18 protein-coding genes are annotated in these 21,494 nt (G+C 34.3%); 4 read left to right on the top strand and 14 right to left on the bottom strand.

The features are described from left to right. Positions 1–199: 199 nt before the first annotated feature. The 6 genes from MKY60_RS05505 to MKY60_RS05480 all read right to left on the bottom strand — a co-directional run bounded on the left by MKY60_RS05505 (position 200) and on the right by MKY60_RS05480 (position 5,112). The gene (locus tag MKY60_RS05505; protein ID WP_340929011.1) at positions 200–565 is read right to left on the bottom strand and encodes a hypothetical protein; all 366 of its coding nucleotides are present in this window, start codon (positions 563–565) and stop codon (positions 200–202) included. Between the two features lie 52 nt (positions 566–617). Further along, the gene (gene mgtE / locus MKY60_RS05500; protein ID WP_418939771.1) at positions 618–1,970 is read right to left on the bottom strand and encodes a magnesium transporter; all 1,353 of its coding nucleotides are present in this window, start codon (positions 1,968–1,970) and stop codon (positions 618–620) included. A gap of 337 nt (positions 1,971–2,307) precedes the next feature. Beyond that, the gene (locus tag MKY60_RS05495; RefSeq protein WP_093494300.1) at positions 2,308–3,219 is read right to left on the bottom strand and encodes an RluA family pseudouridine synthase; all 912 of its coding nucleotides are present in this window, start codon (positions 3,217–3,219) and stop codon (positions 2,308–2,310) included. After that, positions 3,216–4,022 carry an NAD kinase gene (locus MKY60_RS05490; protein ID WP_090563176.1) on the bottom strand — a complete coding sequence of 269 codons (807 nt, stop codon included), beginning with the start codon at positions 4,020–4,022 and terminating at the stop codon, positions 3,216–3,218. Before MKY60_RS05490 ends, MKY60_RS05495 begins: the two co-directional genes overlap by 4 nt. Continuing rightward, positions 4,019–4,696: a GTP pyrophosphokinase gene (locus tag MKY60_RS05485; RefSeq protein ID WP_093494299.1), complete on the bottom strand. Its 678-nt coding sequence runs from the start codon at positions 4,694–4,696 to the stop codon at positions 4,019–4,021. Before MKY60_RS05485 ends, MKY60_RS05490 begins: the two co-directional genes overlap by 4 nt. A 32-nt stretch (positions 4,697–4,728) precedes the next feature. Beyond that, on the bottom strand, positions 4,729–5,112 hold the full coding sequence (locus MKY60_RS05480) for a UPF0738 family protein (RefSeq protein ID WP_093494298.1): 384 nt from the start codon (positions 5,110–5,112) through the stop codon (positions 4,729–4,731). A 97-nt stretch (positions 5,113–5,209) separates the two neighbouring features. On the opposite strand from MKY60_RS05480, the gene MKY60_RS05475 reads away from it, so the two are divergent. From MKY60_RS05475 to MKY60_RS05460, 4 genes are all read left to right on the top strand, one after another. Further along, positions 5,210–5,785, top strand: a complete 576-nt coding sequence (locus MKY60_RS05475) for a CYTH domain-containing protein (protein ID WP_340929010.1) — start codon at positions 5,210–5,212, stop codon at positions 5,783–5,785. A gap of 5 nt (positions 5,786–5,790) precedes the next feature. Beyond that, positions 5,791–6,444 (top strand): lytic transglycosylase domain-containing protein, encoded by a 654-nt coding sequence (locus MKY60_RS05470; RefSeq protein ID WP_093494296.1) that lies wholly within the window; start codon positions 5,791–5,793, stop codon positions 6,442–6,444. 617 nt (positions 6,445–7,061) lie between these two features. Continuing rightward, on the top strand, positions 7,062–7,460 hold the full coding sequence (locus tag MKY60_RS05465; protein WP_090563181.1) for a globin domain-containing protein: 399 nt from the start codon (positions 7,062–7,064) through the stop codon (positions 7,458–7,460). Further along, positions 7,457–8,275 (top strand): ClpXP adapter SpxH family protein, encoded by an 819-nt coding sequence (locus MKY60_RS05460; protein WP_241596219.1) that lies wholly within the window; start codon positions 7,457–7,459, stop codon positions 8,273–8,275. Before MKY60_RS05465 ends, MKY60_RS05460 begins: the two co-directional genes overlap by 4 nt. A gap of 518 nt (positions 8,276–8,793) precedes the next feature. Here MKY60_RS05460 and MKY60_RS05455 read toward each other — a convergent pair. The 8 genes from MKY60_RS05455 to MKY60_RS05420 are packed head-to-tail and all read right to left on the bottom strand — an operon-like array spanning position 8,794 to position 21,006. Continuing rightward, on the bottom strand, positions 8,794–9,474 hold the full coding sequence (locus MKY60_RS05455) for a DUF4956 domain-containing protein (RefSeq protein ID WP_269915650.1): 681 nt from the start codon (positions 9,472–9,474) through the stop codon (positions 8,794–8,796). Between the two features lie 24 nt (positions 9,475–9,498). Then, positions 9,499–10,206 (bottom strand): polyphosphate polymerase domain-containing protein, encoded by a 708-nt coding sequence (locus MKY60_RS05450; protein WP_340929008.1) that lies wholly within the window; start codon positions 10,204–10,206, stop codon positions 9,499–9,501. 1 nt (position 10,207) lies between these two features. Further along, positions 10,208–13,306 carry an exopolysaccharide Pel transporter PelG gene (gene pelG, locus MKY60_RS05445; protein WP_340929006.1) on the bottom strand — a complete coding sequence of 1,033 codons (3,099 nt, stop codon included), beginning with the start codon at positions 13,304–13,306 and terminating at the stop codon, positions 10,208–10,210. Between the two features lie 5 nt (positions 13,307–13,311). After that, positions 13,312–14,724 carry a GT4 family glycosyltransferase PelF gene (pelF, locus tag MKY60_RS05440; protein WP_340879293.1) on the bottom strand — a complete coding sequence of 471 codons (1,413 nt, stop codon included), beginning with the start codon at positions 14,722–14,724 and terminating at the stop codon, positions 13,312–13,314. A 1-nt stretch (position 14,725) separates the two neighbouring features. Beyond that, complete coding sequence (locus MKY60_RS05435) at positions 14,726–16,561, bottom strand: DUF2194 domain-containing protein (RefSeq protein WP_340929004.1); 1,836 nt, start codon at positions 16,559–16,561, stop codon at positions 14,726–14,728. Beyond that, a complete protein-coding gene (locus tag MKY60_RS05430) occupies positions 16,536–17,453 on the bottom strand; it encodes a hypothetical protein (RefSeq protein ID WP_340879291.1) in 918 nt (305 codons plus the stop codon). The genes MKY60_RS05435 and MKY60_RS05430 overlap by 26 nt, the downstream gene beginning before the upstream one ends. Before the next feature lies 1 nt (position 17,454). Then, a complete protein-coding gene (locus tag MKY60_RS05425) occupies positions 17,455–19,629 on the bottom strand; it encodes an NAD-dependent epimerase/dehydratase family protein (RefSeq protein WP_340929002.1) in 2,175 nt (724 codons plus the stop codon). Positions 19,630–19,677: 48 nt separating this feature from the next. Continuing rightward, complete coding sequence (locus tag MKY60_RS05420) at positions 19,678–21,006, bottom strand: right-handed parallel beta-helix repeat-containing protein (RefSeq protein WP_340929000.1); 1,329 nt, start codon at positions 21,004–21,006, stop codon at positions 19,678–19,680. Between the last annotated feature and the right edge of the window lie 488 nt (positions 21,007–21,494).

Here is a 21,494-nt window from a genome sequence, read left to right as displayed (position 1 = left end):
ATAAATCTAGAGTTGAGCCAGAATATTACTATTTATTCTTAATCTACTCAATAAAATGTCTGCTTTTGAAGTACCTACAAATTTATCTTTTTTTATGGAAATAACAGATTGACCAGAAACAGTCCACTAAGCACCATTTGTAGATAATTAATTCATAATTCCAACAAAAAAAGCTATCCTATAATAGGATAGCTCACATTCAATTCAATATACTTCCTCGCCATACAATTCTTTCAATTTCCTCTACAGGATACGTCAATAATTCTTCTGCACCTACAAGTAAAATAACTGTATCTTCCTCAACTTTCTCAACCTCACCCTGCACCGATACTCCATCCTTTAGATGAAATATTAATGGACGGTAAACTTTTCGTTGAAATGGTTTTGCTAAAAACTTCAATTTATCTATAATTGCTAGTGTCTTTATCGAGTAACTTTTTTGTATTTCATAAATCGATGTACTTTCATCTAGCAATTCATATGGTGCTTCAAATCGTTCTTTTGGTGGTAGATGAAAGACAGGAGGACCTTTTATAAAGATTAAAGGATCATTAAACGCGTTCATTAGCACATCCTTTTTCCTTTACTTTATGCAACTTTAAAAAATATGATACAAACTACAAGGATGAGATAAATAACGTGGCCAGTCCAAGGTATATTAAGATACTTACTACGTCATTGACCGTTGTGATAAATGGTCCTGATGCAACTGCTGGATCTATTTTCATACGATGAATTAATAAAGGTATAAAAGACCCTCCTAATGTAGCGATAAAAATAGATCCAAAAATAGATGAACCTACCAATATGCCAATTAGTAAATCATGTTTCCAAAAATATACTACACCGACTACTAATAAACCACAAATGAGACCGGTAATAAGCCCAGTACCTGCTTCTCTAAAAAGTAATTTAGTCTTGCTTTGTTCTTCAATATCACCAGTTGCGATACCACGAACAGCTACCGCTAGTGCTTGCGTACCACTATTACCAGCCATACCAGCGATTAATGGAATAAAAACAGCAAGTAATGCAACCTTATCTAGAGTTTGCTCAAAAATACTCATTAAATTAGCAGTAAACATTCCAAGGAACAATAAAATGATTAACCACGGCAATCTTTTTCTAGCAGCTTGTAGTGGTCCCTTATCGAAGGTATCCATGTTGGAAACCCCAGCAAGTTTAGAATAATCATCTGATGCTTCTTCTTCTAAAACATCTAAAATATCATCGACCGTTACAATCCCAAGTAAATGATTTTTAAAATCTACTACTGGAACAGCTAGAAAATCATAGTCTTTGATCATCCGAGCAACTTCCTCTTGATCAACACTTACTAAAACACTAACAACCCGATCATTCATTACATCTTTTATGAGCGTATCCTCATCTGCAATTATTAAGTCACGAAGAGAAATTACACCAGATAGTTTATGATCATCATCCACTACAAATAAATAATAGATTGTCTCTGCTTCTGGTGCAGCACTACGTAAAATAGTCATTGCAGAACGACATGTTGAATTCTCAGGAATTGCTACATATTCAGTCGTCATAATGGAACCAGCAGTATATTCTTCATAATGTAGGAGATCCTTAATTTCTTGTGCAGATTCTCTATCCATTATGTTTAAATAACTTGCAACTTGATCTTTACCTAATTCATTTAATACATCTACCGCATTATCTGTATACATAAAGGAAAGCATATCGGCAGCATAAGTAATATCCATTTCCTGCAAAAATAGATCATATTGTTCATCATCAAACTTTGTCGCTTCAAATAGCTCAGCTATTTCTTTAGGAGAAAGATAATGATAGATTTTCTTCCTTAAATCAGGCTCCACCTTTTCAAAAAATATAGATTGATCATATGGATGAAGTTGCATAAATTCTTCTCTAAAATTATCCATTGAATCATTTAATAAAAAATCAATTAAAACGGATTCTTCTAAAGGTTGTTGAGTCATTTCATCTTTCATCTTTCTCCCTCCTCTCAGCATTTGTCTCGCAGTATAAAGTCACCACATCCTGTGGCAACATCGGCACTAGTTCTTGTACCTTGTATGTCTTCCACTTCAAGTATTGGCTCAAGTAAAAAAGCATAAGTGGAAGATAATTGCCCATAAAAGCCCGAATGGTTCGACTTACTATCGGTGAAGGATGAAGAATCCCCCCCGGATTGATGTTTCACTTTGTCCTTACTTATTGTATGGAGTAAGCATTAAATAAGCAATAAAAATATTCCCTAGGAAATAATCAACAAAATGCCCTATAAATATGAATTCCCACCATTCCTCCTATAAATTAGGAAGAAATAGTGGGAATAAGCTCTTTCAGGTCTTCTGGGAAAGGAGCAATTAAATGAACTTTCTCTTTTGTAAAGGGATGAACCAAGGTCAGTTCTCTCGCATGAAGCGCTTGTCTATTTATTAACCTTAGATTGCCACCATATAAATCATCGCCTAGTAAGGGATGACCTATGGACATCATATGCACTCGAATCTGATGTGTCCGACCAGTATGTAACTGTAATCGCACATGCGTAAGCTTTTCTCCAATATTTTCAAATCGGGACAATACTTGAACAGAGGTTTTGGCTTGTTTACCTTCAGAATCGATAACTCTTTCAATAATGCTACCATTCTTTCTACCAATGGGAGCATCTATAAGAAATTCATCTTGTTGAATATGGCCATGAACAATTGCCTCATATGTTCGTGAGATTTGTCCAGACTTTTGCATTTCACTTAATAAATGATGAGCATGTCGATGCTTTGCGACACAAATGATACCGGATGTGTCCTTATCCAGCCTAGTTACAATATGTACAGTAGAGGATAACCCACTCTCCTCCAAATATCCAGCTAGAAAATTCGCCATTGTACCAGTAGGATGCTCTCTAGACGGAATTGTACTAATCCCAGCAGCCTTTGTGAGAATGAGAAGATGATTATCCTCCATCAAAATAGGAAACCGTACTTGCTGTGGAATTAGTCCGTCACTTTTTTTCTCTGGTGGAAATGTAATCTGTACCATATCACCTGAATCTAATTTATGCCTTACCGTCTTCTCTACTCCATTAACGGTAATTTTACCACCCTCGTATTTAATACTAGTCAATGCTTTTTTTGAAATACCATATTTGCGGATTGCATCTCGAAGTAATTGTTGCGGTTCATCTATTCGAAATGTTAATTGGATTAATTCTTCCTTCATATTTCCAAATCACTATCAATAAAGGAGGAATGTACTCTGTGCCAAAATGGAAATGCTCTAAACCGAGCGAAGCGTACTTTTTCATCTGCTACTCGATACTTAATAGATAGAACATCTTTATGTAATAGCTGAAGATGATCCACCGTTACCATGAAATCTGGTCCTTTTACAGGTTTTAGTAAACATGAGTGATGTTTTGGCAAGACAAGCGATGAACCTACGGTACGAAACACTCTGTTATTAATAGATGCGATTTCAGCAAGTTGAATTGCCTCTAGGGAAGGATGAACAATGGCACCTCCAAGTGCTTTGTTATACGCTGTACTTCCCGATGGAGTAGACATACATAATCCATCTCCTCTAAAACGTTCAAAATGATCACCGTTCAACTCCACATCCATTACCAAAGTAACGTCTGGGGATTTTACAGTCGACTCATTTAACGCCAAATAGACTGAACTATCTTCACCATGTCTATAATTAATCGTCACCTCAAGTAATGGGTATTCTATTACTTCAAATTCTTTCTTCGCAATACTAATAACTAGCTTTTCAATTTCTTCTGGTTTCCAGTCCGCATAAAAACCTAGATGCCCAGTGTGTAGCCCCACAAACGCCACAGAGGTGGTTAAATGTTTGTATTTATGAAAGGCATGTAGTAATGTGCCATCGCCACCAATTGATAAGACAATATCTGGATTTTCTTCATCTATTACCAATCCAAAATCTACTAGATACGTTTTAGCGCTTTCCATTAATTCATTGGATAAATCATCATTTCGAGACAATATGAAAAACTTCATTCACGTGACCTCTCTTTCGTATCGGTTTCATGGAGACTTGGATGAGAAAGTTCCTTATTTTCACTAAAGTATTTTTGTGCTTCTTGGATTTCTCCTCGAATTAAAGACATTTCTTCATCTAATCGAAATGCCGCTTCAGCTGCATATTGAAGCCTCTTTTTTATTTCTTCTGGAAAGATTCCTTTATACTTATAATTCAAGGAATGCTCGATGGATGCCCAAAAATTCATTGCTAATGTTCGTATTTGAATTTCAGCAAGAATATTTATCTCCCCATGAATTGTTTGAACAGGATATTCAATAATTACATGGTAGGATCTATACCCACTTTGCTTTTTGTGAGAAATGTAATCGCGCTCCTCAATAATTCTTATATCATTTCTAGTACGCAGTAAACTTACGACTGTTTCTATATCATCTACAAATTGACACATCATTCGTAAGCCTGCAATATCTGGAATTTCCTGCGCCAACGTATCGGAAGGCTCAAATACTATTCCTTTTTCTAATGATTTATCATAAATACTAGCAAGTGGTTTGACACGACCTGTTACAAATTCTATCGGTGAATTTGTATTATCTCTCTCAAACTGAGCTCGCATTCCTTTTAATTTTACTTTTAACTCTGAAACTGCCTGCTTGTACGGCTCTAAAAAGCGATCCCACTGCCCCATAAGCTTGACCTCCACTTCCCTTGAACTAAGTACTATGCTTTTAAAATTTCGCTAAATGCTTCTTCCACAGCTCGGGAAAAATCAGCACCGTAATTGTCGTTACCTTCAATATTGAAAATAAGCATATTTAGTTCTTCTTTAAAGCCAAGTAGAGTCAGCTCTTTTTCACCGATTTGCAACGAAGGATCTTCTACTGCTTTTAAGGTATTTACGAGCAATGGCCAAACTTCCTGACCAAACTTTAAATAATGATACTCAGTCTCATCTTCTAATAGGTAGATAAAAGCATTTGAATCCGAATCAGTAATCATTTGACCAGCCGCTTTTATATTAGGATTATTAGGAAACACCTCTAGTGTAAATCGTATATCATTTTCTAATTGAATACCACTATGCACATTATAAGTAATAGGCAAAATAATCGTTCCTTTCTGTCCATTCTTCCACTATTTTAACATATTGAAACTAGTTGAAAAGCGCATATAATAGAAATAATAGGAAAGGTCGTGTATTATGCAAACCGAAAAAGAAATAGAATTTAAAAATTTATTAACAAAACAAGAATTTGAGCTATTTATATCGTATTTTCAGGTAGACGATAAGGACTTTCGTTCACAAACGAATTATTATTTTGATACGCTAGATAACTTTTTTAAGAACAATAGGATGGGTTTTCGCTTGCGTGTTTTAAGTAACCAAAATGAGCTTACACTTAAACGACCGATAGAAGAACATGTAATGGAAGAGAATACAGTACATATATCTGACCAAGAAAGAGATGCAATCATTACCAAAACCTCTTTTCCTTCTATTCCCTTTTTGGAGCAGTTTAATCTTGATTCTCCATTAATATGTATTGGAACCTTGCAAACAAATCGTGTCCAAGTACCTTTTGAAAATGGAATTCTTTTTTTAGATCATACCATTTATAGTCAAACAGAGGATTTTGAGGTAGAATATGAGAGTAGTGATGTAAAATATGGAGAAAAAGTGTTTCTTGATTTGCTAGATTCACACAATATCCCCATTCGACACACTGACAAAAAAATTGCTCGCCTTGTGAAATATAACAACAAGTTGAAAGGTTGATCCCTTTGGATATTCAATCCCTAAAAGTTTTAATGGAGATAAATGCAATGCAATCACTAGGAAGTGTACAGAGTTCACAAAATAACACTTCCACTTCATCCATGTTCTCAGATATGTTAGGACAAGTGCTACAATCTAATACAGGAGATCAGTCAACTGAAGATTTAACTTCTTTACTATATAGTGGTGACTCCCCTGTATTTGTACCATCTAATATATATTCTGGGCAGAGTAGTTTAGCAGATGTCATTTCTTCTTATTCATCCACTTCTACAAATAATAGGACAGATTATGATGAAATAATTAAGAAAGCCGCAGCAACTTACAATGTTCCAGAAAAACTTATTTCATCCATCATTAAACAAGAGTCTAATTTTAACCCCGCAGCTACTAGTTCTGCTGGAGCTTCAGGGCTAATGCAATTAATGCCAGGTACCGCTAAGTATTTAGGTGTTACTAATACGTTAGATCCTGAACAAAACATAATGGGTGGAGCCAAATATATCAGCCAAATGCTCTCTCAATTTGACGGAAATATCGAAACGGCCCTAGCAGCATATAATGCAGGACCGGGAGCCGTAAAAAAATACGATGGTATCCCACCATATAAAGAAACACAAAATTACGTTCAAAAAGTAATGAATCACTTCCAAGCATAGCCCGAGTAACAACAACCTATTAAATTTAATAGGTTGTTTTTTTAAAAGATTAGAAAGTATATAAAAATGTCCTGCGATCAATGGGGTCGCGGAATTTTAAAAACAAAAAAACTATAATTTCCGTTTCAACGCACTTCATGATTCGAAACTAGCGTAGAGATTTAGAAACAGGTGGACCCTTTCCGCGGGAGTTGCCACCTCTAAAAGATGAAAAAAGTAGTTCATGTTTTCTACTATCGGAAATAAAGTAAAATAGTAAGTTATTTGCCTGTAAAGAAAAGAAGTAGCTTAGGCAAACAAATGCCATTAGATTGCCCCAAAAAGATGCTTTTGCTTTTCTTGTAGGTATACTCGATTTTTTTATCTTAAAAGTTATTTACTTGCGCTGGTAGGTGCATTACTTGCTCTGTCATAGAATTTACTTGCGTTACTTTTTAACATACTTGCGCTCATAACTTGATTACTTGCTTTTAAGTACAATATACTTGCGGAACGCGTAATTTATCCATTTTTTACTACATTCCATCTTTTGCTTTTCTATGAGATAATCTAATTGTTTGAGATATTTGGGTTTCGTTGATAGAATAAGTATAGTGCTAGAGCAAAGGAGTAAGAAAATGACACAGAAGCCAATACTTCCTTACGATGAAATCGGAGCAGAGAAATTACATCAGCTTGTCGATACGTTTTATGGCAATGTAGCAAAGCATCCGCTGCTTATACCGATTTTTCCAGACGATTTATCGGAAACAGCTAGAAAACAAAAACAATTTTTAACTCAATATTTAGGTGGACCTAATTTATATACAGAAGAACACGGACATCCGATGATGAAGATGCGCCATAATCCATTTCCTATTACGCCAAAACGCGCGCAAGCTTGGCTCTCCTGCATGAGAGATGCAATGGATAAAGTAGGTTTAGAAGGCAAGGTTCGCGATACATTTTATAGACGTCTAGAGCTTACAGCTAACCACATGGTCAATCAAATGAGTCATGAGGAGGAAGAAATGTGACAAGAATACAAATTCCGTCCGAGACGTTCACATCCCCATTAGTAAACAAGCCGCTTGAAATGTATGTGTTTTTGGACCCGTTATGTCCGACTTGTTGGGATATGCAACCTACCCTTCGGAAATTGCAAGTAGAGTATGGACAGTATTTTACTGTACGCACTGTTCTTAGTACTCAATTAAATAAGTTAAATATAATGTGTAACTTCCCAAGTTCCAATTTGGGTAATGATTCTTATAATATTTCCCAAATTGAACACTCTGTTTTTCCTTCAATAGCTGTGAAAGCTGCAGAATTTCAAGGAAAGAAAGCTGCTTTACGATTTTTCATAAAAATACAAGAGTATCTGTTTTTGAACACTAAAAACGTCACATCCTTTTCTGTATTACAGGAGATAGCAAAAGAAGTTAATCTTGATGTAGATGAATTTACTCGTGACTTTCTTTCCAATGAATGTGCTAGGTCCTTTCAAAGCGACCTATCCATTACATGTGAAATGGAAGTGGACTCTTTTCCAAGTATTGTATTCTTTAATGAAAATATCGAAGATGAAGGTATAAAAGTAGCTGGAAATTATCCTTATGAGATATATGTACAAATCCTGCAAGAAATGCTATATGAAAAGCCAGAAATTCAAGATCCTCCATCACTGGAAAAACTTTTTGATCGATTCCATTCTTTAACCACAAATGAAATTGCAAGCTATTATAATATTTCCGATCAATTAGCTGACCGTGAACTTAAAAAACTACTATTATTACAAAAAGTTGAAAGACTTCTCTTACCAAATACAACCGTGTTATGGCGATTAAAATAAATAAACAACAGCCTATCTGAACGAAAGATAGGCTGTTGTTTTATATTAGTCTCAATGTAAATTAAAAATAATCTATAACTCTCTAAAACTTGACCAATCTTATCATCTAAGCGATTAGCTCTGCTACCTCTTATAGGAAGTACTGCACTAATGGATTGTAGTGGAAGGTGGCGACTCTAGCAGGATCAGAGAGACAAATGAAACATCACAACATAGCCAAAAAGGCGGTGATGGTTCATCGCTCATCCTGTGGAACCGCATCCACCTGAAACGCAAATCAGCTGTACTATCCCTTTAATAAAGTCCCACGACCCAGAGTCTTTCCTACTTTTTATGAAAAACCGGAAAAAAAGTAAAATTTACCCTATAAGATAGGCACTTTGAAAAAAGTCCTTCTTATAGGGTATATTTGTGTTCTACCAAAAGCTAGTCCCAAAAAAGAAAATTTGCTACGACTGTTTGATCCACATTATACAGATCTCTGGACATTCAATTTAAAGACCACCGGCTAAGGACTTTTATTGTGCATAGTCGCCAGTATAGTTAACTAAAGAGCATGATTCTATTCCCTTTATGTTATCAATTGTTTTCATAAATGCAGTATTGTCGTCACGTAAGCTAATTTCTACAGTTAATTCCGTGAAACTATTTCTGATTGACTTCGATTTAAGTTTTGTATCAAGTTTTCTTAATTGCACTCTTAGGTCATCAGTTGCCTCTTCTGTATGTCTGATAACCAATAAATAGGCTTGGTGTTTAACTTTCTTTTTAGAAAGCCATGCTAGCGTCAAGCCAAAAGCCAATGAACCTATCATTGCTAATGGATACATTTTGGCACCCGTTGCGATTCCTGCCGCTATTGCCCAAAACATGTATACGATATCTAATGGGTCTTTTACCGCAGTTCTAAATCGGACAATACTCAGTGCTCCGACCATCCCTAGTGATAAAATAATATTTGTACTTATCGTCATGATGATTAATGTTGTGATCATCGTCATTAATACGAAAGAAACATTGTAATTGTAACTGTAAACAACTCCACGAAAATATCTTTTATAGACAAAATAAATGAACATGCCAATTGCAAATGAACATGCTAACCCTAAAAATATATCAATATAGGAGACGCTTCGAAATGCTTCCAGATGAAGTACACTTTTTTTTATCACATCTTGAAAGTTAATTGTATCATTCATATTTATTCCCCTTAAAAGAACCTATTATTTAAAATGTTTTATATTCTCTTCTCTGCATATAACGTACTTAGATATAGCAGAGCGAACAAATCTTTCTGGTTGCACTAATTGACGTATATTATCTGGAAGGAATTGATCGAATTTGACTTCTAAAATCGTCTGCTCTGGTAAGAGAGGCTCTTCTAGCATCAAGTTTGGATCAAATAAATCAATCGTATTAACTCCTGCTGACATTTTCTTATCAAACGTAATACGTACATTTCCCAGTTCATATACATAAGCTTCCCGGACATAGTCTACAATTACGGTAGGAAGAAAATTTCGATACTTTAAAGCTGCATAAAACTCTTTTATTAAAGGCTGATCCTTACCAGATAAAACATCTATATTTCCTTTTAAAATAGCATCGTATTCAGCACGTGTCACTGGCGCTGATTCCTTCGAAATAAAATCTCCAAACTTACTTTTTCTCTCTAAACTAATTTTTTTATCGCTTCCATTATAAATACGTATACGGTACTTTTCCCTATTAAACACACCATTGTTTTTATCATAGAGAGAGTGATTATGTATTCCGTCAAAATACAAGCTACGTATGCCATATCCTTCATGCGTTTGTGAATTCTTATCTATTGTTAGAACAGATGAAACCTTTTGTCGAAGTGAAAGGTAGTCAAATATATGCAAATAATATTTCAACTCATGTCTAAATCTTTTATCGTGTAAATTCATATTATTCCACCTTAAAATCCCTTATTCCAAAGTACTCGTTTCCTTCCTCATCAATATGCATATCAAAGGATGTTTGTTCGTTTCCTTCACTGTCTACTACAGTGACTTTCCAGTAATATTGACCATTCTCCGGCTTTTTCATTTTAAATTCATTTTCGCGGAAATCTTTTTTTACTTCTAAGATTTCTGTGAATAATGGATCACGAGCGACAGTCACGGTGTAAAAAAGATCTTCTTGTTGAAGATCAAAAGAAATTTGCCAAGAGAATAATAACTCCGTATCCGTAACGACGACATCGTCTGTGTAAAATGGTTTCGGCTTTTCAATATCTTCATAAAACCTTTGTTTTGCTCTTTCAGGTGTATCTTTCAACAACTGTAAGTCCGCTTCAAAATTAGTATTCAAATCTGGTAGGTATTGAATATCTGGCTCCCTATACAGGAAAGGTTTTACTAAATCAGCATATTGATTTAACTGTGCTTCGACTGTTTTCGAATTGATTGTTTTAGATAGTTCCTCCACTTTGTCGATTAGTTGTTGAACATTTTTTTCATTTCGGAAATAACGATTATGCAACGTGTTTCCCCAAAAGTTACTTAAACCAGCTTGGTATGGCCTTATAGAATTCTCATTTCTCTGTAATTCCCATGCTCCATCATAATCCCATGGTAGGATGAACCATTTATCGGAGTTTAACGGTGAATATAGATAGAAGTTGTTGGCGTCTGTATCCATATTGTCCATTAGAATATTCGTTGCGGTCCATGTTAAAAAGTTATCCAAATCAAAATGCTTTTCCATTACTTCCTCAATCGGCATTGCCATATTGTTGACGTCATCCAACATTGAGATTAGCTTGTCATGCTCTTCTCTTCCCTTTATCTCTAGAATCGTTTCAAATATTTTTTTATCGTATGTTGGGTCTGTTTGCGATTTAATTTCATTTGGATATCTTTGAAACTCAAAAAAAGTGACTTTGTATAAGTTACCACTTGGATCTAACCAGTGATTTTTTAAAAACATTTCGTTCGGTTGTTCTACTTGGGTATACAAACCATAATCTTGAAATGCTTCAGTTTTCCCATCAGATAAGTCTTTCACATATAAATGTACAAATTGCGTTCGCAGGCTTGTCATATTAGACATATTCTCCATCAAATCAAAACTTAGCTTATTTCGAACTCGGCTTAAATCACCAATATGTTTATTTAGATTAATAGTCCGCTGATTTTGCCACAAACCAGCTGTATCAAACAACTTAATCTTGTATGACTTTTGAGCAGCATAACGGGAAGTGTTACCTCTTAGACTAATTTTCGCATTAGCATCCACAGCACCATTGCCAAACATACCTTCGTTTGACCCTTTACCATCCTCTGTACCTTCCGCAAAAATAATATCCATTTTTTCTTCACTATATCGGTCCGTTATACGATTTAAAGAATACCAATCTAGTTGTTCCTTATCATCAGGTAAAACTGTAATATATAATGACTTGATAGAACCATCTTCATCACGTTCATACAATCTTTTATCTTCCACTAATTTTTCATTGTTTTCTTCCTGTACTTCCGCCTTCTCCTCCACTTTTTCGGTATACTCTATGCTTTCTTTTGTCGGTGAACAACCAACCAAAATGAAGCTTGAGGTGACAATAATAGCTAGCGTCGTGACAATTTTAGAGAATGAGAAATATGTTTTTCTCTGTTTCTTATGTGTGCTTAATGGTTGCGAACAGAACGTATAGTAATCAATATTAGATAGGACGTATATTAATCTCCCAATTGTTAGTATTAAAACTATGAAAGACGCCACGAACATTCCAAGTCCATTTATTCCTATCTTCATGCTGGTATAAGTTAAAATACCATTTAAACAAAAAAATAATGCACTAATAACTAACACGCCTTTCTGGTCATCAAAATACATTAGCGCATGTAGTATGACAAACATAATAATAAAGAAAAAATACGCAAGACATAATAAAATAAACAAATCTAATTGTTCCATCGAAAATCCGACTTTTGGTAGAAAAATAATACCAATTGCTATAGATAAAGCTGTAAAAAGAAGCTGTACTTCTACTAAAAAACCGATGCGATGCAACAATACATCTTGCATTTTTTTCTTTGCGATATTCATACTTTTATATGTGCCACCATCTATTACGTTTTTATAATAGTTTAAGAAACGTTCATAGAAATCTGTTTCTACTATTACGACAAACATGACAAGAGAAGGGACCACTGAAATATACGCATAAAAGACCGGTAAATCATAAAAGGGCATCAGTTTAAATTTCTCTGAAACTATTAAATGATCATCTGAGAAAAACCAGTAAACAAAGTTATGGACATATACGCCTGCATAGACAAACAAACCGCTAAAAAAGATAGTAGGATATTTTTGAAAGTAACGCATAAATGAAAAGTAGTTCCTTTGTTCATTTGGTGGGAATACTTGTTCAAAATGATACATTGCTGAACCTACAATAATTGCAAATCCAATATCCATTCCAACTAAAGAGATTGTTGTTGCGCTAAATGTTGTAAATTGGAATAAGATATAGCTTACAATAATAGTGGCCAATACCCCGATTGCAAAACCCCGGACGATCCGCTTATAATCTTTAAGTGCTGATAAATACACTCCTTGAATCCAAATAATGATTAGTTCTATAAAAAACAAATACGCAGCTATTTTATATCCTATACTTTCTTCCACTCCATATAGAAAAATACCAGTAATAATTCCTCCAATAGGCAAAATGGTAATCAACGCTCCATAAAAAGAGGAGATAATTTCTTCATATTTTTTTTGATAAATCATATCTGCGATGAATCTAGTTAAAACCATTGAAAGACCTGAAGTCAAAACGATTGAAAAAATGAAACAATACGTCATTGTGGAGATGAATAATTCATTTTCTATAAATCTACTGCCATTTGCTAACATCATATTTTGTTGGACAAACACTAAAATTATACATAAGATCATTGGACCAATCGTTGTCAAGGAAGAATATGCATAAGCTTTCATATTTTGAAGAATTCCTTCTTCTCTATATAATTTTCGTAGTTCAAAACCTATACCAGCCATTCTATTTACCCTCCTACCGATTGATACAAATTCCTGTAAGCTGCAATAAATTCGCTTCGTTTGTATTTATTTTTTACACGATTAAACCCGTTTACGCCCATTTTTTCTCTTAAGTTTGCATCCTGGCATAATTTGATGACGTAATTTGCAATCTCCTCATAGTGCATAACCGGTGCTATGAAACCAGCCTTACCAAAATCATCGTCCCCACTACCATTGATCAATTCTCTACAACCACCAACATTTGTACATACAAAAGGTTTGGAGCTTGCCAAGCCCTCTAAGATTGCTAATGGTTGTCCTTCACTAATACTTGTCAACATCAGAATATCCATTTGACCGACATATTCTTTCACCTGTACCATTCCAGTAAAAGTAACCTTACTTACACCTAAAGCATCCACCAATTGTATGCACTCTTCATAGTAAGCATCATCTTCATCGGCTGGCCCCATAATGAATAATTCAACATTTGGTACTTCTCTTTCCACTAGCGCAAAGCTTTGAATCATCGTTTTAATGTCCTTAATCGGCACCACTCGAACGATGGCTCCTATTCGGATGATCCCATCGTCAGGAGCTTTCAATAGATTACTATAATTTATGACATCCACACCATTTGGAATAATGAGGATTTTGTCTTCTGGACACCCTAATTCTATTTCTATTTCTTTATTTCTATTGAACAATGTTATTACTTTGTCAGAAGTCTCATAAATAGAATTGGATAATGTATAGAAGTAGTTGATCCATAAATCTTTGAAATATCCTTTGACCCAATCCGCCTTTATAATTTCTTCTTCTCTTTCGCGCGAATATATACCATGTTCCGTTAATAGGAGTGGCTTATCGTATAAACACTTTGCAAGTGCCCCTACTACTCCTGCATACCCAGTAGATACAGAATGATATATATCCGCTTTTGGAACTTCATGGCGAATGGTTAAAAATAGGGGTAAGATCATAGAATTTACTGTCCAGAATAGTTCTGTAAAAGGAACTTGACTGTATTCATTTTTCCCTAAATACTCCACTAGGTCAAAATAGTCTTTACTAGACAAAAATTCTCCGACATTTTCGAACTTATTACTTTTTATTAAATCAAATAGTTCTTTCCAATTAACCTCGTTACTCCCGTTCACAAGTGAAACGAGATTATTCCGTTCACTTGTAGATAGGTTATACCGTTTTCCCCATCGTTTCTCTTCGAATAAATATTCATCCAAAAAGATTTCTTTAACCTCTACTAAGTTCGGGGGCAATTCGTACCGGAATTTCCCTTTTTGTTTTGTTTCTGCTCCAATGGCATACACGATAAATTCATGTTCTTGCATTTCTGTGATTAGACTATGAATCCAGCTAGATACCCCACCTGTAACATAAGGATATGAGCCTTCTGCTATCAAACAGATTCTCATTCTAGTTCCCCCCCAATTCTATTTTGAATTTAGAGTCGTTCGCAGTTACTAAGTAAGTACTATCATCTATTTTCTTAACCGTACAATTGTGTAATCGTCCAATTTTTCTTTCTGATCTTAAGATATAGGATGTTTTTGATTTATAGTTAGATATCTTTCCTTCAATACTGTTTTCATTATTTTTCCAGCTTACTTGAGTATGAAGATTTGTAGCCATATCTAGCGATGCTTCCGTAGCAGGCAAAGCACGAACCCAAGGATATGTCTTATGCACACGGGACATGTATTTGTCGTATAGCTTATAGTTTTCTTCCCACCCCATATTATTACTTCTGTCACTGCTTATGACATCATCAGGGTGAACAAAGTGGGAAAACACACCAACTCCAGTCATCGTATTTGCTTCAGCCCAGCGATTATATTCTGTTTCAAAATAACCAGAGGTAACTCGAGGCATTTCAATAATCCCATCTTCTGCAATTTCAAATTCTTGAACATAAGCTAGTCCAGTTTCATCCTCTCCATACAATGAGGAAATCACCGTTAAGTCCGACCATGCCTTCTTCATCGCTTCCCTTCCTTCAGGAGAAAGAACATTAGAAGGTGGTACATAAGAAGTAACTGTATAACCAGGAAATGCGTCCTTCGTATAAATAAGAAGTTCCTCTATAGACTTAGACATATCCTCTTTTTTATCCCATTCTTTATATCCAAATTCGGCTGCAACATTTTTATCAAGTACGAGAGATTGATGGTTATATCCATGAAAACCCAGTTCTCCTCCACTTTTAATAAGCTCACGACCAAAGGAAATAAGGTAATGGCTATCTTTATCTTCTGTATTATTAAATGGGGGTTGCACTCGATCATTGTATGATTCGATAATCGCACCTGTATATCTCAGGTCGTGTTTTTTGGAAGTTTCCAGCATATTCGGCCACCATATTTCTTGGTAAAAAGAAGCAATGTCTCTTCTATATTCTTCGTAAATAACTGGGATAGTCCCTTTTGCTGTCGGAGAAGGAAAATCATCGATGTAAAATACTTTCAAATTGAAAATAGAGTATATAAAGTTTGGTTCCAGTAAACTTAATGCCCCTGCAAAAAATCCGCGGTTTATCTTTTCTTGCAGCATTTCTCCGTTGAACGTCATAAAAGCTCCTTTTCCATATTCACTTTTCCATAATAGTGGTATGTTATTGGCACTTTCCGCTAATAACTCTGTTTCAACGTCTAGATCCACACTTATAGCAGAGTTATGGATAAAGTCCTCGTCTATAAAAAGTTCCTTTTCTCCTATTAGTACATTGGAAGTTAAATGCATTCCTTTAGCATCAACAATACTATCAAAAGAAGAGATACCAAATTTGCGATATAAAATTTGATAATCTGTCTCTATATCTAAGACGGACATAAAAAAGATATGTCCCCCTTCGAATACAAATTGCTCAATTTCCTCAGCCTTGCCAATATCTTTTAGCTTGTCCGTTGCCAGTATAACTACTTGGCAGTTCGATAAATTGACCATTTCTTGCGTTATATCCACTTCGTTTGATTTCTTTTTCATATATTGCAGTGAGTGGTACGCATTATCTTTCAACTTTGCGCTATATTCATCCGATGAATTATATAAAATACAGTAGTTTTCTCCACTTTTCTCTACGATATTGTCATGGGAAATGTCTGCTAGAATTTTATCTCTTTGTTCAACCAAGTTTTGATTTTGTTGAAACTTCAAGACGAATTGCGATCGTGAAATCTGTAATAACACACCAAACAGCAATATAAATAAAATAATGATGTATATTTTTTTAGAGAAGTTCCCTTTGTCTCTCATGTCCCATTCCCCCCGACCAATACCTAACAATAGTAAGTGCTCGATTGGAAAGCTTAATGGTCGATTTCTTCAGTTCATCCAATGTACCTTGCATTTTTATTGTAGATTTAGTTGTATAATATAATTTCAATAAACAAATATAAGGATCTTCCGAATTAGAATATTTACGTAAATACTCATAGCAAGTAGTTTCTGCGGCAGAATATTCATTCATTTCCATTTCAGTTTCTATTTTTTCTTGAAACGTTTCCTCGTTCTCGTTACCATTTCGAATAAGTTGACTTAACACATGTATATAAATATATTTATATTTTTTAATGGTCTGCTCATCTAGAAAGCCACTTTTCATATACGCCTTTAACACTAGTGCATATGCAAGTGATAAATGAGCATCTTCCTTATCTTGGTCAAACTTTACCGAAAGCTCTTGCATAGATATAGATAGTTTTCTCTTTATCTCCATCACCGCAGTAACAGCATAATGAGAAGTCTCCGTATCTTCATTCAGCACTGCAGTTTTTAATATGTCCATGTATTGCAATGTGTCTTCTTTTAATACATCAATCATTACTTTCCTTCTAGTAGAGTAGTTACTTACTACTAAAGCATCTTCAATTGGAACAATATCTAGTTCTCTTTCTTTATCTATTTTTTCTTGAATTGCTAGTATCTCTAATGATATGTCCTCGTCTTGTTGACTAATATAACTGCCAAATAATTCTCCTTTACTTTTTATGAATTTATTTGCAATTACAATTGGTAATGTCCACCCAATTACCGGTAAAAACGTTACAATCATCATTTTTAATAGCCACTCTTTAAAATTCTTGTTGGATATCAGTAATAGTAAAAACCCTGATAAAACGATATACGTCATGTAAAAGTACATCATTTTATATCTCTCCCTCTACCAGTTTCAATCTTAACCCTTTTTTCTCAAATCGTGATAATACAGTTTGCCCGTCATGTTTGGTCGTGTTAGATAGAAGGACAAGTATATTATTGTTTTTACTATGACCGATATAATCCGTTTCTCTGAGTAGACTCGTGATTTCTCTAGAGTATTCGCTAATCGACTTCTCATCGTATACCCCCTCTAATAATAGGAAAGGAGTGTTGTGCTTTTCTTTCGCTTCTTTTTTGCTAATTAAGATTTCCTCGAATATGTTATTCTTCAAAATAGTAGTGTTAGGTACGTAGCGGTCCCTTTCCGTTGCTTCTATATAGCTAAATGCCCTTCCTAAAGCAGATTCCACTAATTCTGAAACTACTTTAAATAAATTTTCATGATAAAGAGAAAAACTCTCAAAGTCGAGATCATTTATCGTAATAATTGCTGCAATTCTATCACGATGATAAATAGGCGCTGCCATTAAAGGTATATTCGGATTAAGTTCTTTATTAACAAAAACTTTTCCATTACTTAAAATACCGCCGACGTATTTTGTCTCCTCCACTTTTATGGAATTGACTCGGTTTATTTCAGAATCATTAGAATGCGCTATTAATCTTAGGAATGTATTATTTTGATTTAAAATATAAATCGAGACATTTTTTACATTCATAATTGTTTGCACAACGTTAACCGTTTTAGTAAATACTTTTTCTGGCTCAAGACCGTCTAATTCTTTTAATATAGAATGGATTTTCCCAAAACTATCTCCACTTTTGAGCATACGTAATTGCAATTCTTCTTTTACTTCTCTCATTTCCGTATAAATTCCGTTTAAAAACTCATATCGGTTCTCTAATTCTTCCCTTTTCGCCTTCTGCTCCCTAAGCATATTGTTTTTTCGTTGAGTAGAGTAGCCTACTACCAATCCAACGAATAGAAATAACGCTAATTGAAAAAAGAATGAAGTATCATACAATAAGGAAACCATTTCCCTACCCTCCATTAATTTTTCAACAATAAGTAACCATACAGATAGTCCTACTGCAATAATTGATTGTCTATTTCCGTATATAACGCCGATCACCATAATGTAAAAAATTCCTATACCCATCATATCTAAAATACTTACCTGGTTCGTTAAGGTGAGCCAAGAAATAATTGAAAAAACTAACAAATTCTCAATATAGGGTTGAACTTTTTTATAGATAGTCGGAATTTTTTTCTCTGTTTGAACAGTAGTTACCGCGCTTTCTTTTTCACCTTGTTTCGTTTGAGCCCAGCTATACGTGCGTTCCAAACCTGCTTCCATGTCATACATTGGACTCCAATCAAGTGCGTCCATCACTTTTTGGTTACTTAAAACAGATTTATAAATATCTCCTTCTCTTGCTAATAAGTTATTTGTTCGTATATCCCCATGAATGTTCTTTAGCTTATCAATTATGTTATTTATACTATTTTCCGTGTTTGTAGAAAGATTGTAGATTCCTGCTATAGTAGAATGAGAAGCTCTAAAAATAGCATCTGAGACATCTTCTACATAGATAAAATCTCTTGTCTGCTCCCCATCTCCATACAGATCTAGTGGTTGGTTATTAATAATTCTATCCAAGTAGATGGATATGACTCCTCCTTCTCCAACATTACTTTGTCTTGGTCCATATACATTAGAAAATCGAAAACAAACGCTCTCGAAGTCATGTAATTCTCTCCACTTTTGGCAGTACTCTTCTCCCATCCACTTACTAATTCCATAGGGGGAAATTGGTTTACTAATTTCTTCTTCTTTTAGTGGAAGATGATCATTAAAACCATAAACAGCAGCGGAGGAAGCAAAAATGAATTTTTTCACTTTATATCTTTGGGAAAGTGTTAAAATATTTACTAGTCCGACTACATTTGTTTCTATATCTTCTCGAGGATTTAATAACGAAATTGCGACACTTACCTGAGCGGCTAAATGAACAACTACATCAAATTGGTAAGACTTAAATATTTCCTCACATTTTGGATCTTTAACTGAAAGTATATAACCTTTGTGTTTAAATGTTATATTTTCTCTATTTCCTGTTGATAAATCATCGATTATGAAAACTTCATAACCTTCTTTGTAGTACCTGTCCGCCACATGAGAACCAATAAAACCATATCCACCAGTAATTAATACTTTCATCTCAAAACCTTCCCATCATATATTACTAGATTCCAATTCTTGATTATTTCATCGAATTTTCTTTAACTTGTTTATAATTATTTTTGTCAAGGAAGGTTGTTTTTCAAATGAATAAATATGATTACCTATAAATAAATTACTAATCTCTTCCTTATCATTTTGTTGTATTGTTTTGTTTTTATTTTTACTGTAAATTGTATTATTGATAAATTGATTCTTAGATGCATTCGCTTGAATTGTTATTTCACCAAAGCCTGCATTTAATTGATCATTAAAACTAAGAATATTATTAATTATGATATTTTTATAAGCTCCTCCGTTACTCTTACTTGACCCACCAATGATTATTCCAGCGCCATTGTTATTGTAAATAATATTATCTTTTACAGTTACATAGGCTGTATTTTTCCCATAATTTTCACTAGCAAGTTCTATTCCAAAATCATTGTTATAAATTAAATTCTTTTCAATCACAATATCTGTTGAGCCATCCGCATATATCCCCCCTGCAGAGTGGCTCCCATTATACGCAGGATTTTTACCAGAACTGTTGTTATATACTTTATTATTTGATATAGTTCCATTTCTTACTTGATCTACACAATTGGATATCGTACATGCTTCATAAAACCCTGCTACATCAATACCAATATTATTGTTGTGATGTATCGTATTTTCAGTAATAGTGAAACCATCCAAGTTTCCACTGAGTGTAAGTGCCTCACTATTCCCAAGAGTTAAATGGTGAATATCATTGTTTTTTATTACAATATTGGACATGGAGTAAGCTGAATTAGCGTAAAATAAAATACCATGTGCATTTCCATTTGGTGATTTATTCTGTATATGATGTACATTATTATTAACGAGTTGAATGTTGCTGCTACCTTCTTTAACGAGTACCCCTGCAGGATATCTATCGGAATTCGAAGTACTTAAATTTCTGATTTCAAAACCATCTATTAGAATGTAACTAGCATTTTCAATAAAAAATAATGCACGGTTTTCGCTTGTTAATACTAAATTTTTTCCATCTAGCACTGGTTGTTCTCCTGGAAATGCTTTGAAAGAGATAAATCCTTCCTCTTTAGAACCAGAGTTTGTAATATGAATAAACTCTGAATATGTTCCCCCCCGAACATATACAGTTTCTCCATTGTTCAGTGTATCTGCTGCTTTTTGAATTGTTTTCCATGGTGCATCTATTGTCCCATCATTGGAATCATTTCCATTTTCAGATACATAAAAAGTGTCTTTTTCTAAACTTATTGCATTGACTGGTATAGTAAATGCTATAAACGAATATGCACTAATTAGAACTAATATAATAGCCACATTTATAGCTAGATAGGAAAATATACTTCTTTTTATATCCATTTAGTTTTTCCACCCTCAACATACATTACTTTTGTATTAATTTGGTTATCATAATTATAAATAAAAGCTCTTACATTTCTCTTAAATTTAATAAACAGCCATAGTTCATCTAATTTACAGGACTTCAGGCTTATTTTACTAAGAGCATGATACGAATAGCCTCTCTGCTTAATACCGGACTAGCCTCCTCTGTTCATCAATTCATCCTTTTCCCGTTATATTTTAAAATTACAACAATTCAATCTGTAGTTTTAAAACTGTATAGAAAAAAAGAATTCATTTTGATTATGGTAATCAAAATGAATTCTTTTCTTACTGTAATTAAATTAGATAAAACAGAAAATGCCCATTTCCTCCTACCGAGGAAAGGGCATTTTCAATTACAAAGGGGATGGGAGAAATGTTCACGTTCAAACAAAGGGGTGTATGTTATCTTGTGATTTATTTCACACTCTTACTTTACCACGTCGGTTTATATAATACAATAT

Origin of the sequence: Psychrobacillus sp. FSL K6-1415 (assembly GCF_038003185.1) — a bacterium.
GTDB classification, from domain to species: Bacteria; Bacillota; Bacilli; order Bacillales_A; family Planococcaceae; genus Psychrobacillus; species Psychrobacillus psychrodurans.
Note: the sequence above shows the minus strand (reverse complement) of the source record. Positions and strands in the feature narration are given on the sequence as shown.

Coding starts and splice junctions, on each gene's coding strand:
- MKY60_RS05505 (WP_340929011.1), bottom strand. CDS start 565: ATGAACGCGTTTAATGATCCTTTAATCTTTATAAAAGGTCCTCCTGTC.
- mgtE (WP_418939771.1), bottom strand. CDS start 1,970: ATGACTCAACAACCTTTAGAAGAATCCGTTTTAATTGATTTTTTATTA.
- MKY60_RS05495 (WP_093494300.1), bottom strand. CDS start 3,219: ATGAAGGAAGAATTAATCCAATTAACATTTCGAATAGATGAACCGCAA.
- MKY60_RS05490 (WP_090563176.1), bottom strand. CDS start 4,022: ATGAAGTTTTTCATATTGTCTCGAAATGATGATTTATCCAATGAATTA.
- MKY60_RS05485 (WP_093494299.1), bottom strand. CDS start 4,696: ATGGGGCAGTGGGATCGCTTTTTAGAGCCGTACAAGCAGGCAGTTTCA.
- MKY60_RS05475 (WP_340929010.1), top strand. CDS start 5,210: ATGCAAACCGAAAAAGAAATAGAATTTAAAAATTTATTAACAAAACAA.
- MKY60_RS05465 (WP_090563181.1), top strand. CDS start 7,062: ATGACACAGAAGCCAATACTTCCTTACGATGAAATCGGAGCAGAGAAA.
- MKY60_RS05455 (WP_269915650.1), bottom strand. CDS start 9,474: ATGAATGATACAATTAACTTTCAAGATGTGATAAAAAAAAGTGTACTT.
- MKY60_RS05450 (WP_340929008.1), bottom strand. CDS start 10,206: ATGAATTTACACGATAAAAGATTTAGACATGAGTTGAAATATTATTTG.
- pelG (WP_340929006.1), bottom strand. CDS start 13,306: ATGGCTGGTATAGGTTTTGAACTACGAAAATTATATAGAGAAGAAGGA.
- pelF (WP_340879293.1), bottom strand. CDS start 14,724: ATGAGAATCTGTTTGATAGCAGAAGGCTCATATCCTTATGTTACAGGT.
- MKY60_RS05435 (WP_340929004.1), bottom strand. CDS start 16,561: ATGAGAGACAAAGGGAACTTCTCTAAAAAAATATACATCATTATTTTA.
- MKY60_RS05430 (WP_340879291.1), bottom strand. CDS start 17,453: ATGATGTACTTTTACATGACGTATATCGTTTTATCAGGGTTTTTACTA.
- MKY60_RS05425 (WP_340929002.1), bottom strand. CDS start 19,629: ATGAAAGTATTAATTACTGGTGGATATGGTTTTATTGGTTCTCATGTG.
- MKY60_RS05420 (WP_340929000.1), bottom strand. CDS start 21,006: ATGGATATAAAAAGAAGTATATTTTCCTATCTAGCTATAAATGTGGCT.